Source organism: Pseudomonas rhizophila, from assembly GCF_003033885.1.
Classification (GTDB): domain Bacteria; phylum Pseudomonadota; class Gammaproteobacteria; order Pseudomonadales; family Pseudomonadaceae; genus Aquipseudomonas; species Aquipseudomonas rhizophila.
In genome coordinates this window covers 3,731,224-3,751,847 of the sequence record NZ_CP024081.1, presented here as the reverse complement: position 1 = coordinate 3,751,847, position 20,624 = coordinate 3,731,224, and the positions used below count along the sequence as shown (strand labels likewise).

At 62.3% G+C, this 20,624-nt stretch carries 19 protein-coding genes and 1 pseudogene; 11 read left to right on the top strand and 9 right to left on the bottom strand.

The window, feature by feature from the left end; translation table 11 throughout:
* Positions 1–173 precede the first annotated feature (173 nt).
* Positions 174–1,025: a CAP domain-containing protein gene (locus CRX69_RS17475; protein WP_047229130.1), complete on the top strand. Its 852-nt coding sequence runs from the start codon at positions 174–176 to the stop codon at positions 1,023–1,025.
* Between the two features lie 114 nt (positions 1,026–1,139).
* Here CRX69_RS17475 and CRX69_RS17470 read toward each other — a convergent pair whose 3' ends face one another.
* Positions 1,140–2,018 (bottom strand): LysR family transcriptional regulator, encoded by an 879-nt coding sequence (locus CRX69_RS17470; RefSeq protein WP_047229131.1) that lies wholly within the window; start codon positions 2,016–2,018, stop codon positions 1,140–1,142.
* 101 nt (positions 2,019–2,119) lie between these two features.
* Between CRX69_RS17470 and CRX69_RS17465 the strand changes: the two genes are divergently transcribed.
* Genes CRX69_RS17465 through CRX69_RS17455 form a run of 3 tightly spaced genes read left to right on the top strand, consistent with a single transcriptional unit; the run spans position 2,120 to position 5,147 of the window.
* A complete protein-coding gene (locus tag CRX69_RS17465; protein ID WP_107322454.1) occupies positions 2,120–3,466 on the top strand; it encodes an acyclic terpene utilization AtuA family protein in 1,347 nt (448 codons plus the stop codon).
* A complete protein-coding gene (locus tag CRX69_RS17460; RefSeq protein ID WP_171061361.1) occupies positions 3,466–3,789 on the top strand; it encodes an AtuA-related protein in 324 nt (107 codons plus the stop codon). The genes CRX69_RS17465 and CRX69_RS17460 overlap by 1 nt, the downstream gene beginning before the upstream one ends.
* 50 nt (positions 3,790–3,839) lie before the next feature.
* Entirely contained in the window at positions 3,840–5,147 is a 1,308-nt protein-coding gene (locus CRX69_RS17455; protein WP_047229134.1) for a CitMHS family transporter, read from the top strand.
* 23 nt (positions 5,148–5,170) lie between these two features.
* Here the strand turns inward: CRX69_RS17455 and CRX69_RS17450 are convergent, their stop codons facing one another.
* On the bottom strand, positions 5,171–6,064 hold the full coding sequence (locus CRX69_RS17450) for an NAD(P)/FAD-dependent oxidoreductase (RefSeq protein ID WP_107322452.1): 894 nt from the start codon (positions 6,062–6,064) through the stop codon (positions 5,171–5,173).
* A 147-nt stretch (positions 6,065–6,211) separates the two neighbouring features.
* Here CRX69_RS17450 and CRX69_RS17445 point away from each other — a divergent pair, with 147 nt between their 5' ends.
* The gene (locus CRX69_RS17445; RefSeq protein ID WP_107322451.1) at positions 6,212–6,646 is read left to right on the top strand and encodes an Rrf2 family transcriptional regulator; all 435 of its coding nucleotides are present in this window, start codon (positions 6,212–6,214) and stop codon (positions 6,644–6,646) included.
* 106 nt (positions 6,647–6,752) lie between these two features.
* On the opposite strand, the gene CRX69_RS17440 is transcribed toward CRX69_RS17445, so the two are convergent.
* From CRX69_RS17440 to CRX69_RS17425, 4 genes are all read right to left on the bottom strand, one after another.
* On the bottom strand, positions 6,753–8,210 hold the full coding sequence (locus CRX69_RS17440) for an amidase (RefSeq protein ID WP_107322450.1): 1,458 nt from the start codon (positions 8,208–8,210) through the stop codon (positions 6,753–6,755).
* 17 nt (positions 8,211–8,227) lie between these two features.
* Positions 8,228–9,487, bottom strand: coding sequence for an MFS transporter (locus tag CRX69_RS17435; protein WP_107322449.1), 1,260 nt, complete (start codon positions 9,485–9,487; stop codon positions 8,228–8,230).
* A 10-nt stretch (positions 9,488–9,497) separates the two neighbouring features.
* Positions 9,498–10,430 (bottom strand): SphA family protein, encoded by a 933-nt coding sequence (locus CRX69_RS17430; RefSeq protein WP_107322448.1) that lies wholly within the window; start codon positions 10,428–10,430, stop codon positions 9,498–9,500.
* Positions 10,431–10,499: 69 nt separating this feature from the next.
* Complete coding sequence (locus CRX69_RS17425; protein WP_107322447.1) at positions 10,500–11,492, bottom strand: helix-turn-helix domain-containing protein; 993 nt, start codon at positions 11,490–11,492, stop codon at positions 10,500–10,502.
* Between the two features lie 151 nt (positions 11,493–11,643).
* On the opposite strand from CRX69_RS17425, the gene CRX69_RS17420 reads away from it, so the two are divergent.
* A complete protein-coding gene (locus CRX69_RS17420; RefSeq protein WP_107323272.1) occupies positions 11,644–12,654 on the top strand; it encodes a GlxA family transcriptional regulator in 1,011 nt (336 codons plus the stop codon).
* Between the two features lie 25 nt (positions 12,655–12,679).
* Here CRX69_RS17420 and CRX69_RS17415 read toward each other — a convergent pair whose 3' ends face one another.
* Positions 12,680–13,621, bottom strand: a complete 942-nt coding sequence (locus tag CRX69_RS17415) for a LysR substrate-binding domain-containing protein (RefSeq protein WP_107322446.1) — start codon at positions 13,619–13,621, stop codon at positions 12,680–12,682.
* Positions 13,622–14,184: 563 nt separating this feature from the next.
* Between CRX69_RS17415 and CRX69_RS17410 the strand changes: the two genes are divergently transcribed.
* The 5 genes from CRX69_RS17410 (at position 14,185) to CRX69_RS17390 (ending at position 19,328) form a co-directional block, all read left to right on the top strand.
* Positions 14,185–15,636, top strand: coding sequence for a sensor histidine kinase (locus CRX69_RS17410; RefSeq protein WP_107323271.1), 1,452 nt, complete (start codon positions 14,185–14,187; stop codon positions 15,634–15,636).
* On the top strand, positions 15,633–16,283 hold the full coding sequence (locus CRX69_RS17405) for a response regulator transcription factor (RefSeq protein WP_107322445.1): 651 nt from the start codon (positions 15,633–15,635) through the stop codon (positions 16,281–16,283). The genes CRX69_RS17410 and CRX69_RS17405 overlap by 4 nt, the downstream gene beginning before the upstream one ends.
* Before the next feature lie 100 nt (positions 16,284–16,383).
* Entirely contained in the window at positions 16,384–16,758 is a 375-nt protein-coding gene (locus CRX69_RS17400) for a response regulator transcription factor (protein ID WP_047229142.1), read from the top strand.
* A gap of 244 nt (positions 16,759–17,002) precedes the next feature.
* Positions 17,003–18,205 carry an NAD(P)/FAD-dependent oxidoreductase gene (locus CRX69_RS17395; protein WP_107322444.1) on the top strand — a complete coding sequence of 401 codons (1,203 nt, stop codon included), beginning with the start codon at positions 17,003–17,005 and terminating at the stop codon, positions 18,203–18,205.
* Positions 18,206–18,416: 211 nt separating this feature from the next.
* A complete protein-coding gene (locus CRX69_RS17390; RefSeq protein WP_107322443.1) occupies positions 18,417–19,328 on the top strand; it encodes a LysR substrate-binding domain-containing protein in 912 nt (303 codons plus the stop codon).
* Between the two features lie 32 nt (positions 19,329–19,360).
* Here the strand turns inward: CRX69_RS17390 and CRX69_RS17385 are convergent, their stop codons facing one another.
* Both CRX69_RS17385 and CRX69_RS27905 read right to left on the bottom strand, forming a co-directional pair.
* Complete coding sequence (locus CRX69_RS17385) at positions 19,361–20,401, bottom strand: ABC transporter substrate-binding protein (protein WP_107322442.1); 1,041 nt, start codon at positions 20,399–20,401, stop codon at positions 19,361–19,363.
* A 50-nt stretch (positions 20,402–20,451) separates the two neighbouring features.
* A pseudogene (locus tag CRX69_RS27905) lies at positions 20,452–20,574 on the bottom strand (hypothetical protein); the annotation flags it as partial.
* Between the last annotated feature and the right edge of the window lie 50 nt (positions 20,575–20,624).

Sequence of the window (20,624 nt, the reverse complement as noted above, 5' to 3'; positions counted from 1 at the left end):
TGAATCGACGGAGATGGACTTATTTGCCTGAAAATTGATCCCACTACTTGAGGATTGTCCCAAACGGTACCCAACGGTGCCGTTGCAAGGGATTTCAAGAGAGCGTGAATACCGTTGCCCCAGCCGGGCAAAAATTGCGCATCATAGGCGCCGTCCGCTCAAGGGAGATTTACATGCGTGCCATTTCATCCGTCATGCGTCTTATCGGGCTGTCGCTGGGGCTGGCCTTCGCCACCAGTGTCCTGGCCACCGAAGAGACGCAACTGGTCGAGTCCATCAACCTTTATCGCAGTCAGTCGCAAAGTTGTGCGGATCAGGCCTCTCTGGAGCTACCGCCGCTGGCCATGGATTCGCGGCTGATCCTGTCGGCCAACGGCATTGGTGACCTGCAGCAGGCGTTGGCCCGCACGGCCTACCCGATGGTCAACGTACAGGCCATCAGCCTGTCCGGGCCACGGGACGCGCAAGCCGCGATGAAGGCCGTGCAGGAAAGCTTCTGCCAGGTGGTGCTGGATCCACAGTTCGTCGACATCGGCGTCAGTCGCCTGGATCGCGAATGGCGCATCGTGTTGGCGCGCCCGCTATTGTCGGCGCGTCTGGGAGACTGGCAAGCCGAAGGTCAGAAGCTACTGAAGCTGATCAACAGTGCGCGTGCCCAACCGCGCCGCTGCGGCACCGAAGCCTTCACGGCGACGACGCCGCTGGCCTGGAACGCTACGTTGGCCCTGGCCGCCGTGAACCACACTCGGGCCATGGCCAACAACAACTTCTTTGACCACAAGGATCGCGACAGCCGCATGCCGGGCGACCGCGCCGAGTTGGCCGGTTACCTCGGCCAATTGATCGGTGAGAACATCGCCGCCGGACAGGATACGGCCCTCAAAGTGGTGGACGGCTGGCTGGCAAGCCCCGGTCATTGCGCCAATCTGATGAACCCGCAGTTCAAGGAACTGGGCGCCGGCTATGCGGTGGACCCGAAGAGCGATGCGGGGATTTATTGGACAGCGATGTTTGGCACCCAATAGCGTTTGATCAGATCGCTTGGCACTGGCGGCAATCCCGCTATCGCGAGCAGGCTCGCTCCCACAAGGGTTCTACACACTGTGGGAGCGAGCCTGCTCGCGATGAGCACGGAACTGTCATTGCTGACGCAGCGTCTGCCGCAAATGCTGCATGAACTGGCTCAACGACGGCGACTGAGCCACTGGCTTGCGTTGCAACAGGCCGATCGAACGCTTTCCGGGCTGGTCGATGGCAATCACCGCGCATTGCTCGCCAATATTGAACACCGCCGTGCAACTGGCCGGCAGCAGGGAAAACCCCAACCCTTCGCGTACAAGCGCGGTTGCGGTACTCATGTGCGCCACCTCCCAGGCAGGCTCAGGCTCGACATTCAGGTAGCGCAACGCTGCGTCGGCCAAGGGCCGGATGCTCGTGTCGGGAGTCAGGGCAATGTAGGGCCTGCGTTTCCAGTCGTCCAGACTGTCGCGCTGATGATCCTTGTGGGTCAGCAACACCAGATTGTCATCCAACAGGCGCACGAAGCTCAGCCCGGACAGGTCGTCGGGTAACGAGGTAATGCCCGCGTCCACCTCACCGCGCTGCACCCACCCCATGATCTCCCCGGCCCGACCATCCAGTACGCTCACCCTTACACCCGGGTGTTTGCGCTGGAACGAAGCGATGACCACAGGCAGGAACGAAGCGGCGGCCGTGGGCAGTGCCGCAAGCCGGAGCGAGCCACGACTCAGGCTGAGGGTGTCGCGGGCGTCCCGTACGGCATCGTCCATGTCCCTGAGCATGCGCCTGGCCTGGGGCAGAAAGTGTTCGCCGGCCAGCGTCAGCTCGACACTGCGGGTGTTACGCGCCAGCAACTGCAGACCCATGGTCTCCTCCAGTTTGCGGATGCTGTAGCTCAGCGCTGGCTGGGACAGGTGAAGCTGTTCAGCAGTGCGCGTGAAGCTTGAGGTTTCAGCGATCAGGATAAAGGCACGAAGCTGTCGGAAAGAAACGTTCATGGCCGCACTTATAAAGATAATGGATCAATTGATTCTACCTTTAAAATTCACAGAACAATCCATGGCCGCCACTATGGGCCATCCCATCAGTGGAAACGGACATGACAAAAACAATTCTCGTCGGATGCGGCGCCGGTTTTGCCAATGATCGCCCGGACGCCGCCTTGCGCCTGGCCCAGGACCTGGCGCAACGAAACGGCCAGCGCTACATCATGCTGGAGTTGCTGGCCGAACGGACGCTGGCCGAAGCGCAACTGCGCAGGGGCCTCGATCCTCAAGCCGGATACGCCTCTCGCCTGTTCGATTTCATCGAGCCGATGCTGGATGTGTGTATCGACGCCGGCATCCCCATCATTACCAATGGGGGGGCAGCCAATCCCAGAGCCGCCGCGCAGCGCCTGCGAGCAACACTGGCAGGACGCTATCCGAGTTTGAAAATTGCCTGCGTACTGGGCGATGACCTGCTGGAAGAATCCACACCGCGCTTCAAGCAATGGCTGCCCGTGGCCCCGGCAGACGTGGTTTCGGTCAACGTCTACACCGGTGCCGACGGCATTCATACGGCGCTGCAAGAAGGTGCCGGTATCGTGCTGTGCGGGCGAGTGGCCGACCCTTCGCTGGCGGTGGGCGCGATTCGCCATGGGCTGGGCTGGGCCGCCGACGATTGGCAGAAAATGGCCATCGCCACCGCGACTGGGCATTTGCTGGAGTGCTGCACCCAGGTCACCGGCGGGTACTTTGCCCACCCTGGGATCAAAGAGATCCCGGCCCCGGCGAACCTCGGTTGCCCCATTGCCGAAATCCATGAGGATGGGCGTTTGATCATCGGCAAAACCCAGGGCTGCGGGGGCCGCGTCAGCGAGCAAACGGTCAAGGAACAATTGCTTTACGAGGTGCATGATCCGCGCCGCTACCTGACCCCGGACGTGGTGCTGGACCTGGGGAAGGCCCGCGTCCGGGACCTGGGTGAAGACCGCGTTGAGATCAGCGGCCTGCTGGGCCATCCGCGCCCCGATACGCTCAAGGGCCTGGCCGGTGTGCGTGGGCTCTGGTTCGGCGAAGCAGAAATTTCCTATGCCGGCCCCGGTGCCGTGGCCCGTGCCGCCCTGGCCCGGGAAATTCTGCTGCAACGTTTTGACCGATTAGCGCCAGGCGTACAGCCCTGGATCGATTTGTCGGGTGTCGCCAGTCTGTTCAATGACCACGGTGGCCGCTATCTGCAACAACGACTGGCCCTGGCGCCGGCCCTTGATGATGTGCGTGTGCGCGTCGGCCTGACCCATACCGACCAGGCAATGGTTCAGACGCTGTTGGCCGAGGTGGAATCGCTCTACACCAACGGCCCGGCCGGCGGTGGCGGCGTGCGCCGGCACCTCGCTGAAGCCGTCACCACCCGCAGCTTCCTGCTGCCGCGTAGCGAAATCCACACGACCCTGGAGTGGTACTGATGAACCTGGTCACCCTCGCCGACTTCGCCCACGCTCGTGCCGGAGACAAAGGCAATATCCTCAGCATTGCGGTATTCCCCCTCGATCCGGCGCACTACCCATGGTTGCTGCGCGAACTGACCTGCGAACGAGTCGCCGAACAATTCGCCACGCGCCGGCCTGCCAAGGTGCATCGCTATGAACTGCCGAACCTGCATGCGCTGAATTTCGTCCTCGAAGACGCCCTGGAAGGCGGCGTAAACCTCAGTTGCGGCCTGGACCGCCACGGCAAGAGTTTGAGTTATCTGCTGCTGTCCCTGCGCCTGCCCCAACCACAGGGCTGAAGGACTCACGCGCCCGTACCGTCGACAACAATAAAAAGAGAGGCTGCACCATGATTACAACGTTGGGTTTTTTGATGATGCTGGTCATCATCGGGCTGATATTGCTGCGCAGGATCAGCCCCGTCGTCGCCTTCACCACCCTCCCCGTCGCCGCTTGCCTGCTGGCCGGTTTCAACCCCGGACAGATCGGCGAGTTCATCAAGGCCGGGCTGATCACCGTGGCGCCCACCGCCGCGCTGTTTCTGTTTGCCATTCTGTTCTTCGGGATCATGCGTGATCGCGGGCTGTTCGACCCGCTGGTCAACCTGCTGATCCGCAGTACCGGTGGCAAGCCGCTGGCTGTGGCGCTGGTCACGGTGCTGGTGACGTCAGTGGTGCATCTGGACGGGGTGGGCGCCGCGACATTTTTGCTGACCATTCCGGCGCTGTTGCCGTTGTACAAGCGTCTGAACATGAGCCCGGCCATGCTGTTGTGCCTGGTGGGCACCACCGCCGGGGTCATCAACATGGTGCCTTGGGGTGGCACCACCGCTCGGGCTGCCGCAGTTTCCGGGCTGGACGCCACGGAGCTTTGGCTAGGTTTACTGCCGGTGCAGTTGGTGGGGCTGGTCTGCATGTTGCTGGTGGCCACCGTGCTGGGCTCGCGAGCCCAGCGTCGCCGGCCAATGTCACTGGGAGCGGCCGCCAGCGTCGATCTGGACAGTCTGTCCACCGAAGGTCGCGAGTTCGGCCTCTCGCCCCGCAACCTGCGGTACTGGCTGAACGTGGCCCTGACCGGCGCGATCCTGGCTTGCCTGTTCACCGGTATCTTTCCGCTCTATGCCTGTTTCATGGTGGGATTGGGCATTGCCCTGCCGCTGAACTTCCCTTCCCTGGATGCCCAGGCCGAACGTCTCAAGGCCCACGCATCCGATGCCCTGCAAATGGTGCTGGTGATGATGGCCGCCGCCGTGTTGCTGGGGGTGCTGTCCGGGGCAAAAATGTCCGACGGCATGGCCTTGGCGCTGATCGACTTTCTGCCTGGCGGATCCGCTCAGTACCTGCATGTGATCGTCGGATTCTTTGGCGTTCCCCTGGGGATGATCTTTTCGCCGGACGCCTACTACTTTGCCCTGTTGCCGGTGATCAGGGATGTGGCCGCCGCCGCGGGCGTTCCCCTGGAAGCGGTGGCCCGGGCCATGCTGATCGGTGAAAACACCGGTTTCTCCATCAGCCCGGTGGTGCCCAGCGTGTACCTGGCCCTGGCGTTGTCCGGCGTCGAGTTGCGCAAACACATGGCCTACACCTTTTTCTGGGCCTGGGGCGTCAGCCTGGTGATGCTCGCCTTCGCCGTGGCGACCGGGGCGGTACAGGTTTAGGGGGCAGCGCGGGAAGCGGGTTTTCAGTGTGTGCCGAAGATCAACGATCGGTGCACGCCCGACCCCGCCCGCACACCATCGCCCACCGACAGTGCCACCGAGCCGAACGGCATGGCCGCATCACCACAGGCAAACAATCCCGGCACGCTGGTTTCGCGGGTCATGTCAGTGTGGATGAAGGCACCGAGCGGGCCGTCCTCGAACTCACACCCCAGAGACGCAGCCAACGAACTGCCCACGCGGGTGCGGGGCAAGACGAACAGACCATCAATGACAACCACGCGCCCCCCTTCCAGGACCACATTCGCCCGTTCGCCTTCAATGCGTTCGACCGGTTCGGCTACCAGCGTCACCCCACGTAGTTCCAGGCTGGCCCGCTGCTCCGGGTCGGGCTCGAATACGCCATTGGTGAAGAACGTCGTCGGCCCCCAGTCGGGAAGCATCAAGGCGTGGTGCAGCGACATTGGCGACGTCGCCAGCACGCCTATCGGCCCTTGGTCCAACTCATAGCCGTGGCAGTAAGGACAGTGGAAAACGCTTTTGCCCCAGCGCTCAGCCAGGCCTTGCACCGCCGGCAAATCATCGACCACTCCGGTGGCCAGCAGCAGGCGTTGGGCTTGGAAATGTTGCCCTCGGGCGGTTTCCAGGGTGAAGCCGCCCTCCTCCTTGCGCGCCTGGACCACGGTGTCCGACACCCACTCTACCGTCGGATAAGCCATGAGCTGGGCGCGGGCATCCTCGGCGATGTCAGCGGGTGCGCGGCCATCCTGGCCAAGAAACCCGTGGGAAGTCGCGGCGAACCGGTTACGGCGTTGCCCCCCATCGATCACCAGCACCTTTCGCCGGGCCCGTGCCAGTTGAAGTCCTGCCGACATACCCGCATAGCTGCCGCCTGTAATGATGACGTCGTAGCCCATGATCTCTCTCCAAGGGTGGTTTTCGAAGGATCGCCAAAGTCTCGACACATCGTAAGTTCCTTGAAAAGCGCCTGTCAACGATCTCGTAACTTTTGCAATTACAGGCGATACTCCACCCCGTCTCAACCACAGAACAACGCCGTTACCATGAGAAACGACACGCGCCTGTCCCGCATGCTTCATGTACTCATCCACATGGACCGTCACCAGCAATCCGCCACCTCCGACACCATCGCGCAGATGCTCGGCACCAACCCAGTGGTGGTGCGCCGGACCATGGCGCTGCTCAAGGAACAGGGCTATGTCACGTCAGAGAAAGGCCATCGCGGCGGCTGGACGTTGAGCAAATCCCTGGCAGAGATGACCCTGCTCGACATCCATCAGGCCTTGGGTAGCACGTCGATTTTTGCCATCGGCCTGTCCACCGATCACCCGCAGTGCCTGGTGGAACAAGCGGTGAATGCGGCGCTGACGGATGCGTTCGATGAGGCTCAGGCGTTGCTGCTCAAGCGTTTGGGCAGCATCACCCTGGCGCAGTTGGCGGAGGATTTTGATCAGCGTTTTCGGGAGGGGCACAGCTGAGTGGTGGGAAGCGGGCCTGATCAGGCATCGAGATCGGCATTCCATCGACGCTGGATGTGCCGTGCTTGGAACCGGCCCGCTTCACTTTATTGAGACATCGCCGCCTTCAACGACGACAGGCGTTCACCTCAGGCACCCGGTCACGCCACGGCTGGGCGCGTTCCAATTGCGCGGCGAGGGCCAGCAGGGTGCTTTCTTCGCCAAAGCGACCGGCGAAGTGCGCGCCCATCGGCAGGCCGTTGCTGCTCCAGGACAACGGCACGGACATCGCCGGCTGACCGCTGGCATTGAACAGCGCGGTGAATGGCGAGTAGCTGTGGTAGCGCTCCAGCAGTTGATCGAGGCTCATGCACACGTCCTCAACGTCCAGCTCGCCAATCTGTACCGGTTCACGGGTCAGGACCGGGGTGAGGATCAGGTCGTAATCGTGCATGAACGTCGCCAGTTGTCGACCCAGGGTATGAATCCACTCCACTGCAGCCGCGTACTGAGCGCCGTTGACGTTGCCCTTGTCCCGCAGGATGATCCGGGTGCGCACCTCCAGCTCCTCGGCCTGTACCGCGAACCCGCGCATCTGGCCCAGCAGGTCAACGTAATGGCGAGTGCTTGCGCCGATGATGGTGAAGACCTGATCGAGAAACTCCGGCAATACCACCGGCAGGTTTACCGGTTCGACACGGTGGCCGAGGGACTCACACAACCGCGCCGCCTCGCCTACGGCCTGCAGGCTCTGTGGCGATGTCGGCCAGGGACCGAGTTGCTCCACCAGGGCAATGCGCAACGGTTGCGGGTCGCGCTGCAACGCCGTCACATAGGGCAACGTCTGGACCGGCGCGGCATAGGGCGCTCCCAGGTCCATTCCGGCGGTGGCGTCCAACAGCGCGGCGCTGTCGCGCACCGACAAGGTGATCGCATGGGGCGTGCCCATCCCCGCCCACCCCTCGCCGATCATCGGCCCGGACGGCAGCAGGCCGCGGCTTGGCTTGAACCCGAAGACGCCACAGCAAGAGGCCGGCACCCGCAACGACCCGCCGCCATCGTTGCCGTGGGCGAACGGCACGACCCGGGCCGCCACCAGCGCTGCTGCGCCACCGCTGGAACCACCGGCGCTATGCCGGGTGCTCCAAGGGTTTCGGGTGGCGCCAAACCGTGAAGATTCGGTGGAGTACGACGTGCCAAACTCCGGTGAAGTGCTGGTGCCCATTACCTGACAGCCCGCACGGCGCAAGCGGGTGACGACTTCGGATTCGAAATCCGCGCGAAAATCGCCCAATGAGCGTGAACCGTTAGTCATTGCCGCCCCCGCAACGGGCGAAAACAGGTCCTTGATCAACGTCGGCACGCCCGCCAACAGACCTTGCCCGACCTCAGGCGTGTCGGCCGCTTCCCGCGCCGAATCGTATAACCGCTCGGCCACCGCGTTGAGCTGCGGTTCGACCCGTTCAAGACGTTCGATGGCCGCCTCCAGCAGTTCGCCGGGGCGGATCTCGCCGCGCCTGACCCACTCGGCCAGTGCGCTGGCGTCTTCGTTGTCCATCAAGTGGTGGATGTCTTGCATGCCCATGCTTCAGATTCCTTGTTTCATGACGATTGACGGGAGCCGAGAGTGGTCGCCTGACCATGGCCTCGCGTACGCAGACCGACAGCGATCCACAGCAGCGCGGCGGCAAAACTGGCGACTGCCAGCCATTGGATCGACTGGCGCAGATCGCTGGCGAAGGCGCCCACAGAGGCCACCACCAGCGGACTGACGAACTGGCCGATATACAGAAACGAGGTGAACCCACCCAGGCCACGGCCGCGGGTGCTGGCAGTCAAGGCATTCATCACGGGAGCCATCACGTTGGGCACCAGCAATCCGGAACCCAGGCCCTGAATGAAGACCGCCACCAGCACGGCGTTGTAGCTCTGGGCGCGCATCAGCAGCCAGAGCCCAAGCCCTATCAGACTCAGCAACAGCGCGTTGCAACCGGCGATCCCGAAGCGACGGCGCAGCAAGGGCCACATCAACGAACCGCCCAGGGTCGCCAGCAGGCTCAAGCCTGCCGCCATGCCGATCAGCGTGCTGGAGGTGATGCCCAGGCTGACCAACAGCGTAGGCGCCTGGATCGGCACGATGAAGGTCAGCACCATGCCGCCCAGAATCATCAGGTAACCGATCACCAGCGACCGTACCGCGACCTTGGCCGGACCCGATTCGTCCGCTTGCTGCTCGGCCCTTGGTCGCTTGGCCATCGACGGCTCCCACAGCACCTTCATCATGGCGGGCACCAGCAACAATGGCAGCAGGTACAAAAGGAACGGCGAGCGCCACGAATGCTCCCCGAGCGCCCCGCCCACCACAAAAAACAGCGCCCCCACCAGGCCGATGGTCACCACTTGCCGATTGACGTAGCGCAAGCGCTCTTCGCCGTGCCAGTAGTCAGCGATGAGGGCCGCGCAACAGGTCATCACCGCCGCCTCGGCGCAGCCGAACAGCAGCCGGGTGCCGACAATCGCCGGCAGGTTATCGAGCATCGCCGGCAGCGCGCCGAGCACTGCGTAGAGCAACGTGGCAATCACCAGCAGCGCCTTGCGCCCGACCCGGTCCGCCAGCCAACCGGCCAACGGCGCGCACAGGGCAATCGTCAGGGCCGGCCCGGTGATCGCCAGCGGCACCAGCAGATTGGCCCGCGGCTCCATGGGACCGAATTCGGCGCCCAAACGGGGCAAGATGGGGGCGACCATCACCGAGCCCATGATGGTCAGGCTGCTGCCGAGCATCAGCACCAGCCCTTCACGCCGACCCGTGGCCTGGCGTGACGGGGCTGCGGCCGTTGAAACGGAACTTGATTGGTTCATGGGAGCCCCTTTAGAAACTGTGAGAAATGCGCAGTGCCGTGGTGTAGCCCTCGGCACGGTTACGCGCGTCGAACTCCTTGTAGACGTGCAGCCATACCGGCGGCATCCCGGGCTTGAAGTAGCTCACCGCCGGCCCGACGGCCATCACCCGGGCGCGATTGCCCGATTGCAGCCCTGGCGCATCGTCATCGCTGAACTGGCGGTAGTAATACCCGCCCACGCCCACCGTCCAGGGCCCGACGTGTTGGCCCACCGCGAATTCGTGGCGGTACTCGACGCCGCTCTTGTAATCAGTGGCCGGGTTGCGTGTGTTGATGTCGACTTCGAAACTGGAAGACACTTCGAAGCCGCTGTCGGAGATGTAAGTGGCGTTGAGGATTGGCGAAAAGGTCCAGTGGTTGAGCCCCGGTGAAATCAGCCGGTTCTTGTCGTAGTCGCCGGTCGGTGCCTGGATCTGGAACTGGGTGTTGACGAACAGGTTGGGCGAGAGGGTCCATTGCAGGATCAGCGGCAACAACTGGATGTCGGCCATGCGAAACGGATCGGCCTCAAGGTCCAGCGGACCGATTGGCGTCTGCACCTGCACCGAAGCGTCCATCTGGAAGAACGGCACGACGGCGCCGAAGCCATACTGGGCGCCCAACACGGTGTAATCGGTCATGCGCATATAGGCGACGCCGATGGACAGCACATCCAGGGAGAAATTGTTGTCCACGGACTTGCCGTGGCGGTCCTTCTGCACGTTGGTCGAATAGAACGCGGTGCGCAGGCCGACGGTGCCAAAGGGCGTGGCCGGCGGCATCATGCCCGCGCCGAAATCATAGACTCCGACCGCCGTGGTCGGCGCACCGTTTTCGGTGCCATGGGCAGCGCCCCCCATACCGATCAGCCCCAAGGTCAACCAAGTACAGCGCCAGGCGTTTGCTTTTTTATTTTGATTCATCGAATGCCCCTCCAACCCTGTGGTGTTGGGGTCATCCTAGGGAGCCGGCCGGTCAGCCGTTATCCGTTTTCAGCACAGATGCGTGCGACGCAGGGTTTGGGAAGGTGTCTCGCCGAACAGCACCCGATAATCGCTGGAAAAGCGGCTCAAGTGCCAGAAGCCCCAGCGTGCCGCCACCTCCTGGACGCCCAGGGCCTGATCCCCGTTGCGCAGTTCACGACGCACGGCATTGAGGCGCAACGCGCGTAAATAGGCCACCGGATTGATACCCAGGGTTTCCTGGAAGCAATACTGCAGTTTGCGTCGGCTGGCCCCGATGTGGTTGCACAGGTCGAGGATCGACAGCGGCTCATCGACATGGGCCAAGGCGTACTCCCGGGCGCGGTCGACCATGCGCTTGCGCGCCGTGGGGCTGAGCGGCGGCGCCTCGTCCGGTGCCACCAGTTCCAGTATGTGCAGCATCACCGTGTCACGCAGGCCACGACGAATCGACTCGTAACCCAGCAACGAGTCACGCCCCTGCTCGCCCCCTTCAAGCTCATCGAATAACGCCGCAAGCCCGGCGGGCAGCGTCGAGTTGCCGAGACGGTAACACTTGGGAAGATCGGTAATTCGAAAGCGGCTGCCTTGACGTTCCAGCACATGCTCCAACGCCTGCTCGTCGATGGCGACACCGAGCAGATCCAGATGTTGGGGCGTGCGCAGCTCGGGCAGGTTATGCCCACGGGCGACCAACAGGCTGGGCTCGACAATCGGGTGCCCGGAGCAAAAGACCGGCCCGTCCGCACTCAGCGGCACGCTGAAGGTGATGGCGCCCTCCCAAGCCGTGCCTTGCTTGGTCAGGGCCTGATTAGAGCGGTCGCGCACCAGTTGCATCCACTCCGAGCGGAACTCGATCAACTCGCCGTCGAAGCGCCCGGGGGTCAACTGGTCGTAGCAAACCTGCCAACCGCCCATGTTCCGGGCGTGCTCGTCGATGTCTGTGGTGCGGAACCGATTGATCGGCAGCATCGGCAGTCCCTCCGACGAGACCGCTGGCTGCGCCATGTTGTCATTGTTCATTGACCCGACCTTTGATGATTCCAGGGCTTATGGATCAAAGCTCAGGCAAGTTCCATTCCGCTGGGTAGGCCATTCGTTCAATTGTGCCGAAAACGGATAGACTCTTTCACCGGCCCTGACAAACACCCAGCGCGAAACGATCATGAACGAGATGACCCTGGATGTCGGCCTCGCCGCCGAGTCCATTTCCCAACCGCGCACCCTGGTATTCCTGGCCTATCCGCAGATGGGCTTGCTGGACCTGACCGGCGCCCAAACAGTGTTCTGGGCCGCCACCAAGGCCATGACCGAACGCGGCCTGCCCGGCTACGCCATGCACACCGCCAGTCTGGCAGGCGGATTGATGCAAAGCGCCGAAGGCCTGGTCGTGGATACCCGTGCCCTGCGGGAGCTCGACGGGACGCTCATCGATACGCTGATCGTCCCCGGGGCACCGGACATTCGGCAGGCGATGATCGACTGTGTCGACCTGGTGCAATGGCTGCGCATTGCCTCGGTCCAGGCCAGGCGCACCGCATCGGTGTGCAGCGGCACTTTCCTCATGGCCCAGGCCGGCTTGCTGGACGGACGCCGGGCCGCCACCCATTGGGCCATGTGCGAGATGCTCAAGAGTGGTTTCCCGTCGGTTGAGGTGGATCTTGATGCGATCTTCATCCAGCAGGACAACGTCTGGACCTCGGCCGGTGTCAGCGCGGGCATCGACATGGCCCTGGCATTGGTCGAAGCCGATTGCGGTCGCGACGTGGCCCTGCAGGTGGCCCGTGAGCTGGTGGTGTTTCTCAAGCGCCCCGGCGGGCAGGCGCAGTTCAGCCAACTGTTGCAATCGCAGATGCAGGAGAGCGCCGGCTTCGATGAACTGCACGTGTGGATTTGCGCACACCTGGACGACAACAACCTCACCGTCGAGCGACTGGCCCGCCAGGCCAGGATGAGCCCGCGCAATTTTGCCCGGGTCTACAAACGCCAGACCGGCCGCACCCCGGCCAAAGCCATCGAGATGTTCCGCCTTGAGGCGGCGCGGCGAATGCTGGAAGACTCTCAGCGCAACATCGACCAGATCGCCCGCGCCTGCGGTTTCGGTGACGAGGAACGAATGCGTCACACATTTCAGCGTCACCTGTCGATTTCCCCCCGCGAGTATCGCAGCCGGTTTTCCCGTTAAGCGCGAAACTTGCGCTACTGGCCTGTCAGGCCACTTTCCAGGATCGCGCCTGCGAGTCGCCCTGCTCAGCCAGGAGTGCGCTGCAGCGGGAGCGCAGCCAACGCTCCCCCGGATCATTGTGCGAAGCACCGCGCCAGACCATGGAAAGCTCGTGCTGGGGCAAGCAGATCGGGGCCGCTTGAGCCCGCATGCCAGCCAGCACGGCCATCGCCAGGGCAACGTAATCCGGCACGATAGCAATCATGTCGCTCCCGGCCAACAGCACGGGCAAGGCGCTGAACTGCGGCACGGTCAACACCACCCGGCGCTGTCGGCCCATCAGGCATAACGCACGGTCCGAATCATCGATGACATTGCCCATGGACGACACGACGGCATGGGGCCGACGGCAGAATTCATCCAGGGTCAGTTCGCCGGGCTGCGAATCGGCGCGCAGCAGCATCGGTCGAATCGGCCGCAGCGTCTTGCGCCGGGCATTGGCCGGCAGCTCCAGGGTCGGGCTGATGCCCAGGGATATCTCGCCGCTGGCCAACAGCTGGGACACCTGCCATTGATCGGCCCGGCGCACCACCAAGGTGGTGCCCGGTGCCTCGACCCGCAGGCGCCGCAACAACTCCGGCAGCAGTGCGTACTCGACGTCATCGCAAAGGCCGATATGGAAGGTCGCCTCGCTGGTGGCTGGCTCGAACGCCTGGCAGCGGCTCAAGGCTGCGGCGATGCCGTCCAGCGCCGGTGATAGATTGGAGAAGATTTCCCGCGCCCGGGAGGTCGGTTCCATCAACCGCCCCGAACGGATGAACAAGGGATCATCGAACATCAACCGCAGGCGTGCCAGGGCACTGCTGATCGTTGGCTGGCCGAGGAACAGCTTTTCGCTGACGCGGGTCACGTTTCGCTCGTGCATCATGGTTTCGAAGACCACCAGCAAATTGATGTCAGCACGACGCAGGTCATTTCTGTTCATCATCGTCGTCGCCCCAGGCGCCAGGCCATTGAGTCAGGAGTGGACAAGATCATCGCCTGCGCCCTCCATCAAGGCCTACGGCGACGAGGTGTTGAAAGCGTAATCCCCGAGGCAAGCCAGTGTCTGTTGTACGTGGGGACACTCCACCCACCCTTTGGGCGGCTTCATCGATACTTCGGTATATACCAAGCCCTGTGGCGAACACTGCCTTTGTGGCGAGGGGATTTATCCCCGTTGGGGCTGCGCAGCAGCCCTAAAGCAGTGAACTCAATCTTCCTGGCACACCGAGTTGCCTGGTTTGGGGGCCGCTGCGCCACCCTGCGGGGATAAATCCCCTCGCCACAAATAAAGTGTTGGCACGACCTGGCGGAATTTCAGGGTTTTATGTCCTACCTCAGCCCAAGCGGCGCTTCTAAGATACGAACCGATGCTCTGTCCCCCGACATCCCAGAGCGAGACCACGTAAAAACAAAAGGTCTGCCAGCGTGCCCCTACCCTCCGCGATGCTCAAGAACGTCTATGACAGCCTGCGATACGCCCCATGCCAGAAGGGGCCGCGACTGTCGATGGGAATCAGTACCCATCCGCTGGTCAACGCCCTCGGCTGGTTGGTAGGCCTGGTGGTGGCTTGCGGGATTGTCATCATCAACTCCGAGACCCATTCCGACCTGGCGCCGACCCTGCTGTACATCACCTTGTTATTGATGGCGGCCAACCTGTTCTCCATCAATCTGGTGATCACCGTCGCGCTGATGTGCATGGGCTTGCTCACCGCGATGTTCTTGTACAACGGCGGCTATCACCGCTGGGAATCGACCACCGGTTTCTTTCGCTGCCTGACCGCATTGTCCGCCATTGCGTTCCTGGCGCTGCGCAGCAAGCAGGCTTCCGACAGCCTGCGGCACAACGAGGCTTACCTGATCGGCGCCCAGCGCCTGAGCCAGACCGGCAGCGTGGGCTTTCGCGGCGATCGCCAAGCGTTGACCTGGTCGCAGGAGTCGGCACGGATTTTCGAGTACTCGCCCAACAAGACACCGACGGTGTCGATGATGCTGGCGCGCACTCACCCTGAAGACCTGGAGTTGGCACGCGGGGTTTTCCAACAGGCCGCCGCTGGTGAACCGCAGATCGAGGTCAAGCTGCGCCTGCTGATGCCTGATGGGCGCATCAAGCACATCCACATGATCGCCAGCCCCCTGCTCGTCCAGCATGGCCGTTTCCAGTACTTGGGCGCGCTCATGGACGTCACTGCCAGCAAGCAGGCCGAAGACGCATTGTTCCGCGCCCAGAGCCAATTGGCCCACGTCACGCGCTTGACCTCCCTGGGGGAAATGGCCGCGTCCATCGCCCACGAGGTCAATCAGCCACTGACGGCCATCACCAGCAGTGGCGAGGCCTGCCGCCGCTGGCTCAAACGTCCGGAGCCCGATCTCGGGGAAGCCCTGGATTGCCTCGACCGAATCGTCGCCAACGGCTGTCGCGCCAGCGAGGTCATCAGCGGTATCAGAGCGCTGTCGCGCAAATGCGACCCGGTGCGCCAGCCCGAGCCGCTGGACGACATCGTCCGCGAGACCCTGAACCTGGTCCAGCAGCAACTGGCTCATCATAAAGTCCGGGCGAAGGTGGAGCTGGCAGCGACCGACAGCCAGGTCAGCGCAGACCGGGTGCAACTGCAGCAAGTGATCATCAACCTGATCATCAATGCCTGTCACGCCATGGACGCAGTCAAGGTACACGAACGAACCCTGCACATACGCACCTGGATGGAGGATGACGAAGTGCTGCTGGAGGTGACTGACCACGGAACCGGCATTGCCCCCGAGGTCCTGCCGTCCTTGTTCAATGCGTTTTTTACCACCAAGGAAAACGGTCTGGGCATGGGCCTTTCCATCTGCCGGTCCATCATCGACTTCCATGACGGCAGGATCTGGGCGACCAGCGAGGCCGGCCAAGGCACCTCATTCAGGTTCGCGCTGCCGCGGCTCACTTGCACCGCTGTGTCGGGGAGCGAGCAATGAACGCCATGCAGCCCTCGAAACCGGTCCTCGGCAACGAGCCCATCGTTTATATCGTTGACGACGACGCACCGCTGCGCCAAGCCCTCGGCAGCCTCCTGCGCTCCATCGGCCTGCAGGTGCATCTGTTCGATTCGGTCGCACAGTTCATGAACCATTCCAGGCCCGACCTGCCCAGTTGCCTGGTTCTGGATGTACGGCTGCAAGGCACCAGCGGCCTGGAGTGCCAACGGGCGCTGGTCGCGGCCAACGTCCATCTGCCCATCGTGTTCATGACCGGCCACGGTGACATCGCCATGACCGTGCGGGCGATGAAGGCCGGTGCCGTGGATTTCCTCGCCAAGCCGTTTCGCGAACAAGACCTGATCGACGCCGTGACCGCCGCCCATCAACAGGACTGCCGGCGGCGCGACGCCGAACGCAGCCATCAGCAAGTGCTTGACCGTTACACCACATTGACCCCGCGCGAGCAACAGGTCATGGCGCTGGCGGCGTCAGGCCTGATGAACAAGCAGATCGCCGGGGAACTGGGCTTGAGCGAAATCACGGTCAAGATTCACCGCGGCCAAGCCATGCGCAAAATGTGCGCAGGCTCGTTTGCCGATCTGGTCCGCATGGCCCAGGTGCTGGAATGGCGCGGCGAGCAGTAGAAAGTTCATACACACGTATACTTGGCGGGACTATTGGACGGCGTATCTTGCAGTGATACAGGCGCCTTTATGGCTACCTGATATCACCCCAGGTATCGACATGTCCAATACCGCAACTATTTCAATTGTTGATGATGACGAGTCAGTTCGAATTGCACTGGATGGCTTGTTACGTTCCCACGGATATCGGGTTACAACATACGCGGGCGCCTTGGACTTTTTATCTTCTTGTGAACTTGAAAACACAGCGTGCCTGATATCGGATATTCAAATGCCTGGCATGACCGGTATTCAGATGTACGATCGACTGTCGACCCTGGGCATTCATATCCCGATCATTTTCATTAGCGGATACCCTGGCGTGCCACCCCGTGTCAGCGCCGGGGCGCCCGAGCCGGTGGCGTTTTTCCCGAAGCCCTTCGACTGCGCTCAATTGATCGCCTGCATCGAATCGATAGTTGGCCGGCCTTCCTGATGCCGCGCCATCGTCGCGACCTCATACCTTTGTATAGATCCCCCCTACCCAGGCATAGGCCGGATGACCTTATGTAGAAGTGTTAAACACAGGCCCTGCCAATAAGCTTCCCTACAGCGAACTGAAATTGAATGTGCTCGATGGCAACTCATTGCAGCCAGGCGCTTTTGGAGTAGTTCGCGACACGGTCACGCTGAAACAGTTAAACAATTCAACGTATCGATTTTGTCTTCGGGAGCTCATCATGAAACAACATATTCTGGTTGTTGGCGCAGGTTTCGGCGGGGTCTGGAGTGCATTGAGCGCCGCCCGGCTGCTGGACCAACACGATCGTAATGACGTGCAGATCAGCGTCCTGGCCCCCCAGGCTGAGCTGCGCATCCGTCCTCGTTTCTATGAGCCGGACGTCCACACCATGGCCGCCCCGCTGGGTGGCCTGTTCGACGCGGTGGGCGTGAAATTCGTACAAGGTTCGGCGAGCCGTATCGATGTCGACAACAAACAGGTTGGCTACGTGGATGTGTTCGGCACCGAGGGCAGCCTGGTCTACGACCGCCTGGTGCTCGCGGCGGGCAGCCAACTGGTCCGCCCAGACCTTGAAGGCATGATCGAGCATGCCTTCGACGTTGATGAAATCGAACAGGCAACCCGCCTCGAAGCCCATATCAAGTCCCTGAAAAATCTTCCGGACAGCCCGGCCCGCAACACCGTGGTGGTGGCCGGCGGAGGCTTTACCGGGATCGAAACCGCCACCGAAATGCCGGCACGCCTGCGCGCGGTCCTGGGTGAAGACGCTAACATCCGGGTCATCGTGGTGGATCGCGGGTCGCAGATCGGCGCAGCGTTGGGCGACGGCATTCGTCCGTCCATTGTCCAAGCGTCCGAGCATCTGGGTATCGACTGGATCGTCAACGACTCGGTCGAATCGGTGGATGCCGGTGGCGTCACCCTGTCGAGCGGCCAGCGTATCGAGTCCCATACTGTGATCTGGACCGTGGGGTTCCGCGCCAGTCCGTTGACCCAACAGATACCCGGCACTCGCGATCGCCAGGGTCGCCTGCACGTCGATGCCAACCTGAAAGTCCTGGGCCAGAACGACATATTTGCCACCGGCGACGTGGCCTATGCCGCCACCGACACCCTGGGTAACTACGCGGCCATGTCCTGCCAGCACGCCATCGCCCTGGGCCGCTATGCCGGCAACAACGTCGCGGCCGACTTGTTGGGCGTCGCGCCGATGGCCTACAGCCAACCCAAGTACGTGACCTGTCTGGACCTGGGTGCCTGGGGCGCGGTGTATACCGAGGGTTGGGATCGCCAGCTCAAGTTGGTCGGGCAGGAAGCCAAGGAGCTCAAGACCCAGATCAACACCGTGTGGATCTATCCGCCCGCGGCTGATCGCGCGACCGCACTGGCCGCCGCCGACCCGTTGATCCCGGTGGCCTGAGTCCGTTTCCGACCCCGGCCAGTCCCTCCTTTCTGCGCCGGTCTTTCCCAGACGCCTGCCGATGATGCTTGGGCAGGCGTTTTTTTTCAGGCGCTCGTCCCCAAGCCAGTCTGAATATCGTCACTGCCCAGTAAAATCCGTCGCAATGCCCGCCCACTGCCCTCTGTGCACAAGGTAAGGTAGGCAAAAATCATCCGGATCGAGGTGTGCCGTGGCGTCCTATTCCTTGCGTCAGCTGAAGTACTTCGTCACCACCGTCGAATGTGGCAGCGTCGCCGAAGCCTCCCGCAAGCTGTACATCGCCCAGCCCTCGATTGCGACCGCCGTCAAAGGGCTGGAAGACAGTTTCGGCGTGCAGTTGCTCATCCGTCACCACGCCCAGGGTGTGTCGCTAACCCCCAGCGGCGCTCGCTTCTATCGCAAAGCCCAGGAACTGCTGCGCATGGCGCGAGAGTTCGAGCAGAACGCGCTGGCCGACAACGACGTGGTCAGCGGTCAGATCGACATTGGCTGTTTCGAGACTGTCGCGCCCCTGTACTTGCCACGATTGATCGCCGGTTTTCGCCAGCGTTACCCCGGCGTGGAGATCCGTCTACAGGACGGCGAGCAACAGGAACTGGTGCAAGGTTTGACGGGGGGCCGTTTTGATCTGGCGATTTTTTATGAGCACGACCTCGACGGCACCATCGAGACCGAGGCGCTGATGGCGCCGCAACGACCTTACGCGCTGCTGCCGGCGGAGCACCGCTTTGCCAGCCAGGCTCAGGTGTCGCTGCGCGATCTGGCGCTGGAGCCGATGATTCTGTTGGACGTGCAACCCAGCCGGACCTATTTTGTGAGCATATTCGAAGAGTTGGGCCTGACACCGAACATTGTTTTCAGCTCACCCTCGATCGAAATGGTGCGCGGCATGGTCGGGCAATCGTTCGGCTTTGCGCTGCTGGTAACCCGGCCACATTCCACCTGCACCTACGATGGGCAGCAAGTGGTGTGCGTCAACATCGCCGAGGACGTCACCGGTTCGGCCCTGGTGGCAGGATGGCTCAAGCGCGCGCACTTGACCAAACCTGCGCAGTTATTCGTGGATTACTGCAAAGAGCAGTTCAAACAATGGCTGGCCTGAGCCAGCCATTGAAGGCGTGCAGAACGTTGTGACTAGCGAGCGGCCCAGGCGTTGAAGCGCTGCTCCAGTTCCTCACCATGGTCAACCCAGAACTCGGCATCCACGGCCCGGGCTTCGGCCAGGTTGGCCTCGGCGGTAGGCAACTGCTCCTGGACTGTTCCAGGCAACAACGCCAGCGCCTTGCGATGCACCGGCCCATAAGGGATGTTTTCCGAGAACACCTTCTGCGCCTGCGGCTGGCTGGCAAAGGCAATGAATTGCTCGGCCAGGACCTTGTTCGGCGTACCCTTGACCACCGCCCAGTACTCCGGGTCATACAGGCTTTGCGGCCAGACGATACTCAGCTTCATGTCTTCCTTTTGCGCCGAAGCGATACGACCGTTGTAGGCAGCGCTCATCGCCACGTCCCCCGCCACTAGCCACTGTGCCGGTTGCGCACCGGCCTCCCACCACTGGATGTTCGGCTTGATCTGATCCAGCTTGGCGAACGCCCGCGACACGCCTTCGGGGGTGTTGAGCACCTTGTACAACTCCTGCGCCTCGACCCCATCGGCCAGCAAGGCAATTTCCAGGGTGTACTTGGCTCCCTTGCGCAACCCGCGCTTGCCCGGGTATTCGGTGACGTTCCAGAAATCCGCCCAGGACTTGGGGGCCTTGGCCAACTTGCTCTGGTCATAGGCCAGGACCATCGACCAGACATACGTGGCCACGCCACATTCGGTGAGTGTTCCCGGCACAAAATTCGCCGGATCACCCAAGGCGCTCAGATCGAGCCTTTCGAACAGGCCCTCCTCACAACCGCGCAACAGCTCGGGGCTTTCGACTTCGACCACATCCCAACTGGTGTGGCCGGCCGCGACCATGGCCTTGATCTTCGATAACTCGCCATTGTATTCGCCGGCGACAATGCTTCCTGCACCGCTGGCGTTGAAGGGTTGGAAGTAGGCCTTGTCCTGGGCCTGCTTGGTGGCGCCACCAAAGGAAATCACGGTGAGGCTCTGTGGCGCGGCCAGGACGCTGCTACTCAGCAGCACCAGGGCGCACGCGATATTGCAACGCAAGGATCTGGACATGAAGCGGTTCCTCGAAAGGCCGGCTCGCCCGCACGAGCCGGCGACGGGACTCAGAGGCGACCGTAAGCGCGGGCGGTGCGATCTACAGCAATACGGGTCTTGTCGACCAGTTCGTTGATGTCGGCATGGCTGGCTACCAGCGCCGGGGCCATGATCATCCGGCCCAGAGTGCCGGCCTCACGAGGCAGGCCGTCAATCAGGGCGTTATCCTTCAGGCGCAGTT

What these genes read in the sequence shown, in the direction of transcription:
- CRX69_RS17475 (WP_047229130.1), top strand. Translation starts at nt 174, where the DNA reads ATGCGTGCCATTTCATCCGTCATGCGTCTTATCGGGCTGTCGCTGGGG.
- CRX69_RS17470 (WP_047229131.1), bottom strand. Translation starts at nt 2,018, where the DNA reads ATGAACGTTTCTTTCCGACAGCTTCGTGCCTTTATCCTGATCGCTGAA.
- CRX69_RS17465 (WP_107322454.1), top strand. Translation starts at nt 2,120, where the DNA reads ATGACAAAAACAATTCTCGTCGGATGCGGCGCCGGTTTTGCCAATGAT.
- CRX69_RS17460 (WP_171061361.1), top strand. Translation starts at nt 3,466, where the DNA reads ATGAACCTGGTCACCCTCGCCGACTTCGCCCACGCTCGTGCCGGAGAC.
- CRX69_RS17455 (WP_047229134.1), top strand. Translation starts at nt 3,840, where the DNA reads ATGATTACAACGTTGGGTTTTTTGATGATGCTGGTCATCATCGGGCTG.
- CRX69_RS17450 (WP_107322452.1), bottom strand. Translation starts at nt 6,064, where the DNA reads ATGGGCTACGACGTCATCATTACAGGCGGCAGCTATGCGGGTATGTCG.
- CRX69_RS17445 (WP_107322451.1), top strand. Translation starts at nt 6,212, where the DNA reads ATGAGAAACGACACGCGCCTGTCCCGCATGCTTCATGTACTCATCCAC.
- CRX69_RS17440 (WP_107322450.1), bottom strand. Translation starts at nt 8,210, where the DNA reads ATGGGCATGCAAGACATCCACCACTTGATGGACAACGAAGACGCCAGC.
- CRX69_RS17435 (WP_107322449.1), bottom strand. Translation starts at nt 9,487, where the DNA reads ATGAACCAATCAAGTTCCGTTTCAACGGCCGCAGCCCCGTCACGCCAG.
- CRX69_RS17430 (WP_107322448.1), bottom strand. Translation starts at nt 10,430, where the DNA reads ATGAATCAAAATAAAAAAGCAAACGCCTGGCGCTGTACTTGGTTGACC.
- CRX69_RS17425 (WP_107322447.1), bottom strand. Translation starts at nt 11,492, where the DNA reads ATGAACAATGACAACATGGCGCAGCCAGCGGTCTCGTCGGAGGGACTG.
- CRX69_RS17420 (WP_107323272.1), top strand. Translation starts at nt 11,644, where the DNA reads ATGACCCTGGATGTCGGCCTCGCCGCCGAGTCCATTTCCCAACCGCGC.
- CRX69_RS17415 (WP_107322446.1), bottom strand. Translation starts at nt 13,621, where the DNA reads ATGATGAACAGAAATGACCTGCGTCGTGCTGACATCAATTTGCTGGTG.
- CRX69_RS17410 (WP_107323271.1), top strand. Translation starts at nt 14,185, where the DNA reads ATGGGAATCAGTACCCATCCGCTGGTCAACGCCCTCGGCTGGTTGGTA.
- CRX69_RS17405 (WP_107322445.1), top strand. Translation starts at nt 15,633, where the DNA reads ATGAACGCCATGCAGCCCTCGAAACCGGTCCTCGGCAACGAGCCCATC.
- CRX69_RS17400 (WP_047229142.1), top strand. Translation starts at nt 16,384, where the DNA reads ATGTCCAATACCGCAACTATTTCAATTGTTGATGATGACGAGTCAGTT.
- CRX69_RS17395 (WP_107322444.1), top strand. Translation starts at nt 17,003, where the DNA reads ATGAAACAACATATTCTGGTTGTTGGCGCAGGTTTCGGCGGGGTCTGG.
- CRX69_RS17385 (WP_107322442.1), bottom strand. Translation starts at nt 20,401, where the DNA reads ATGTCCAGATCCTTGCGTTGCAATATCGCGTGCGCCCTGGTGCTGCTG.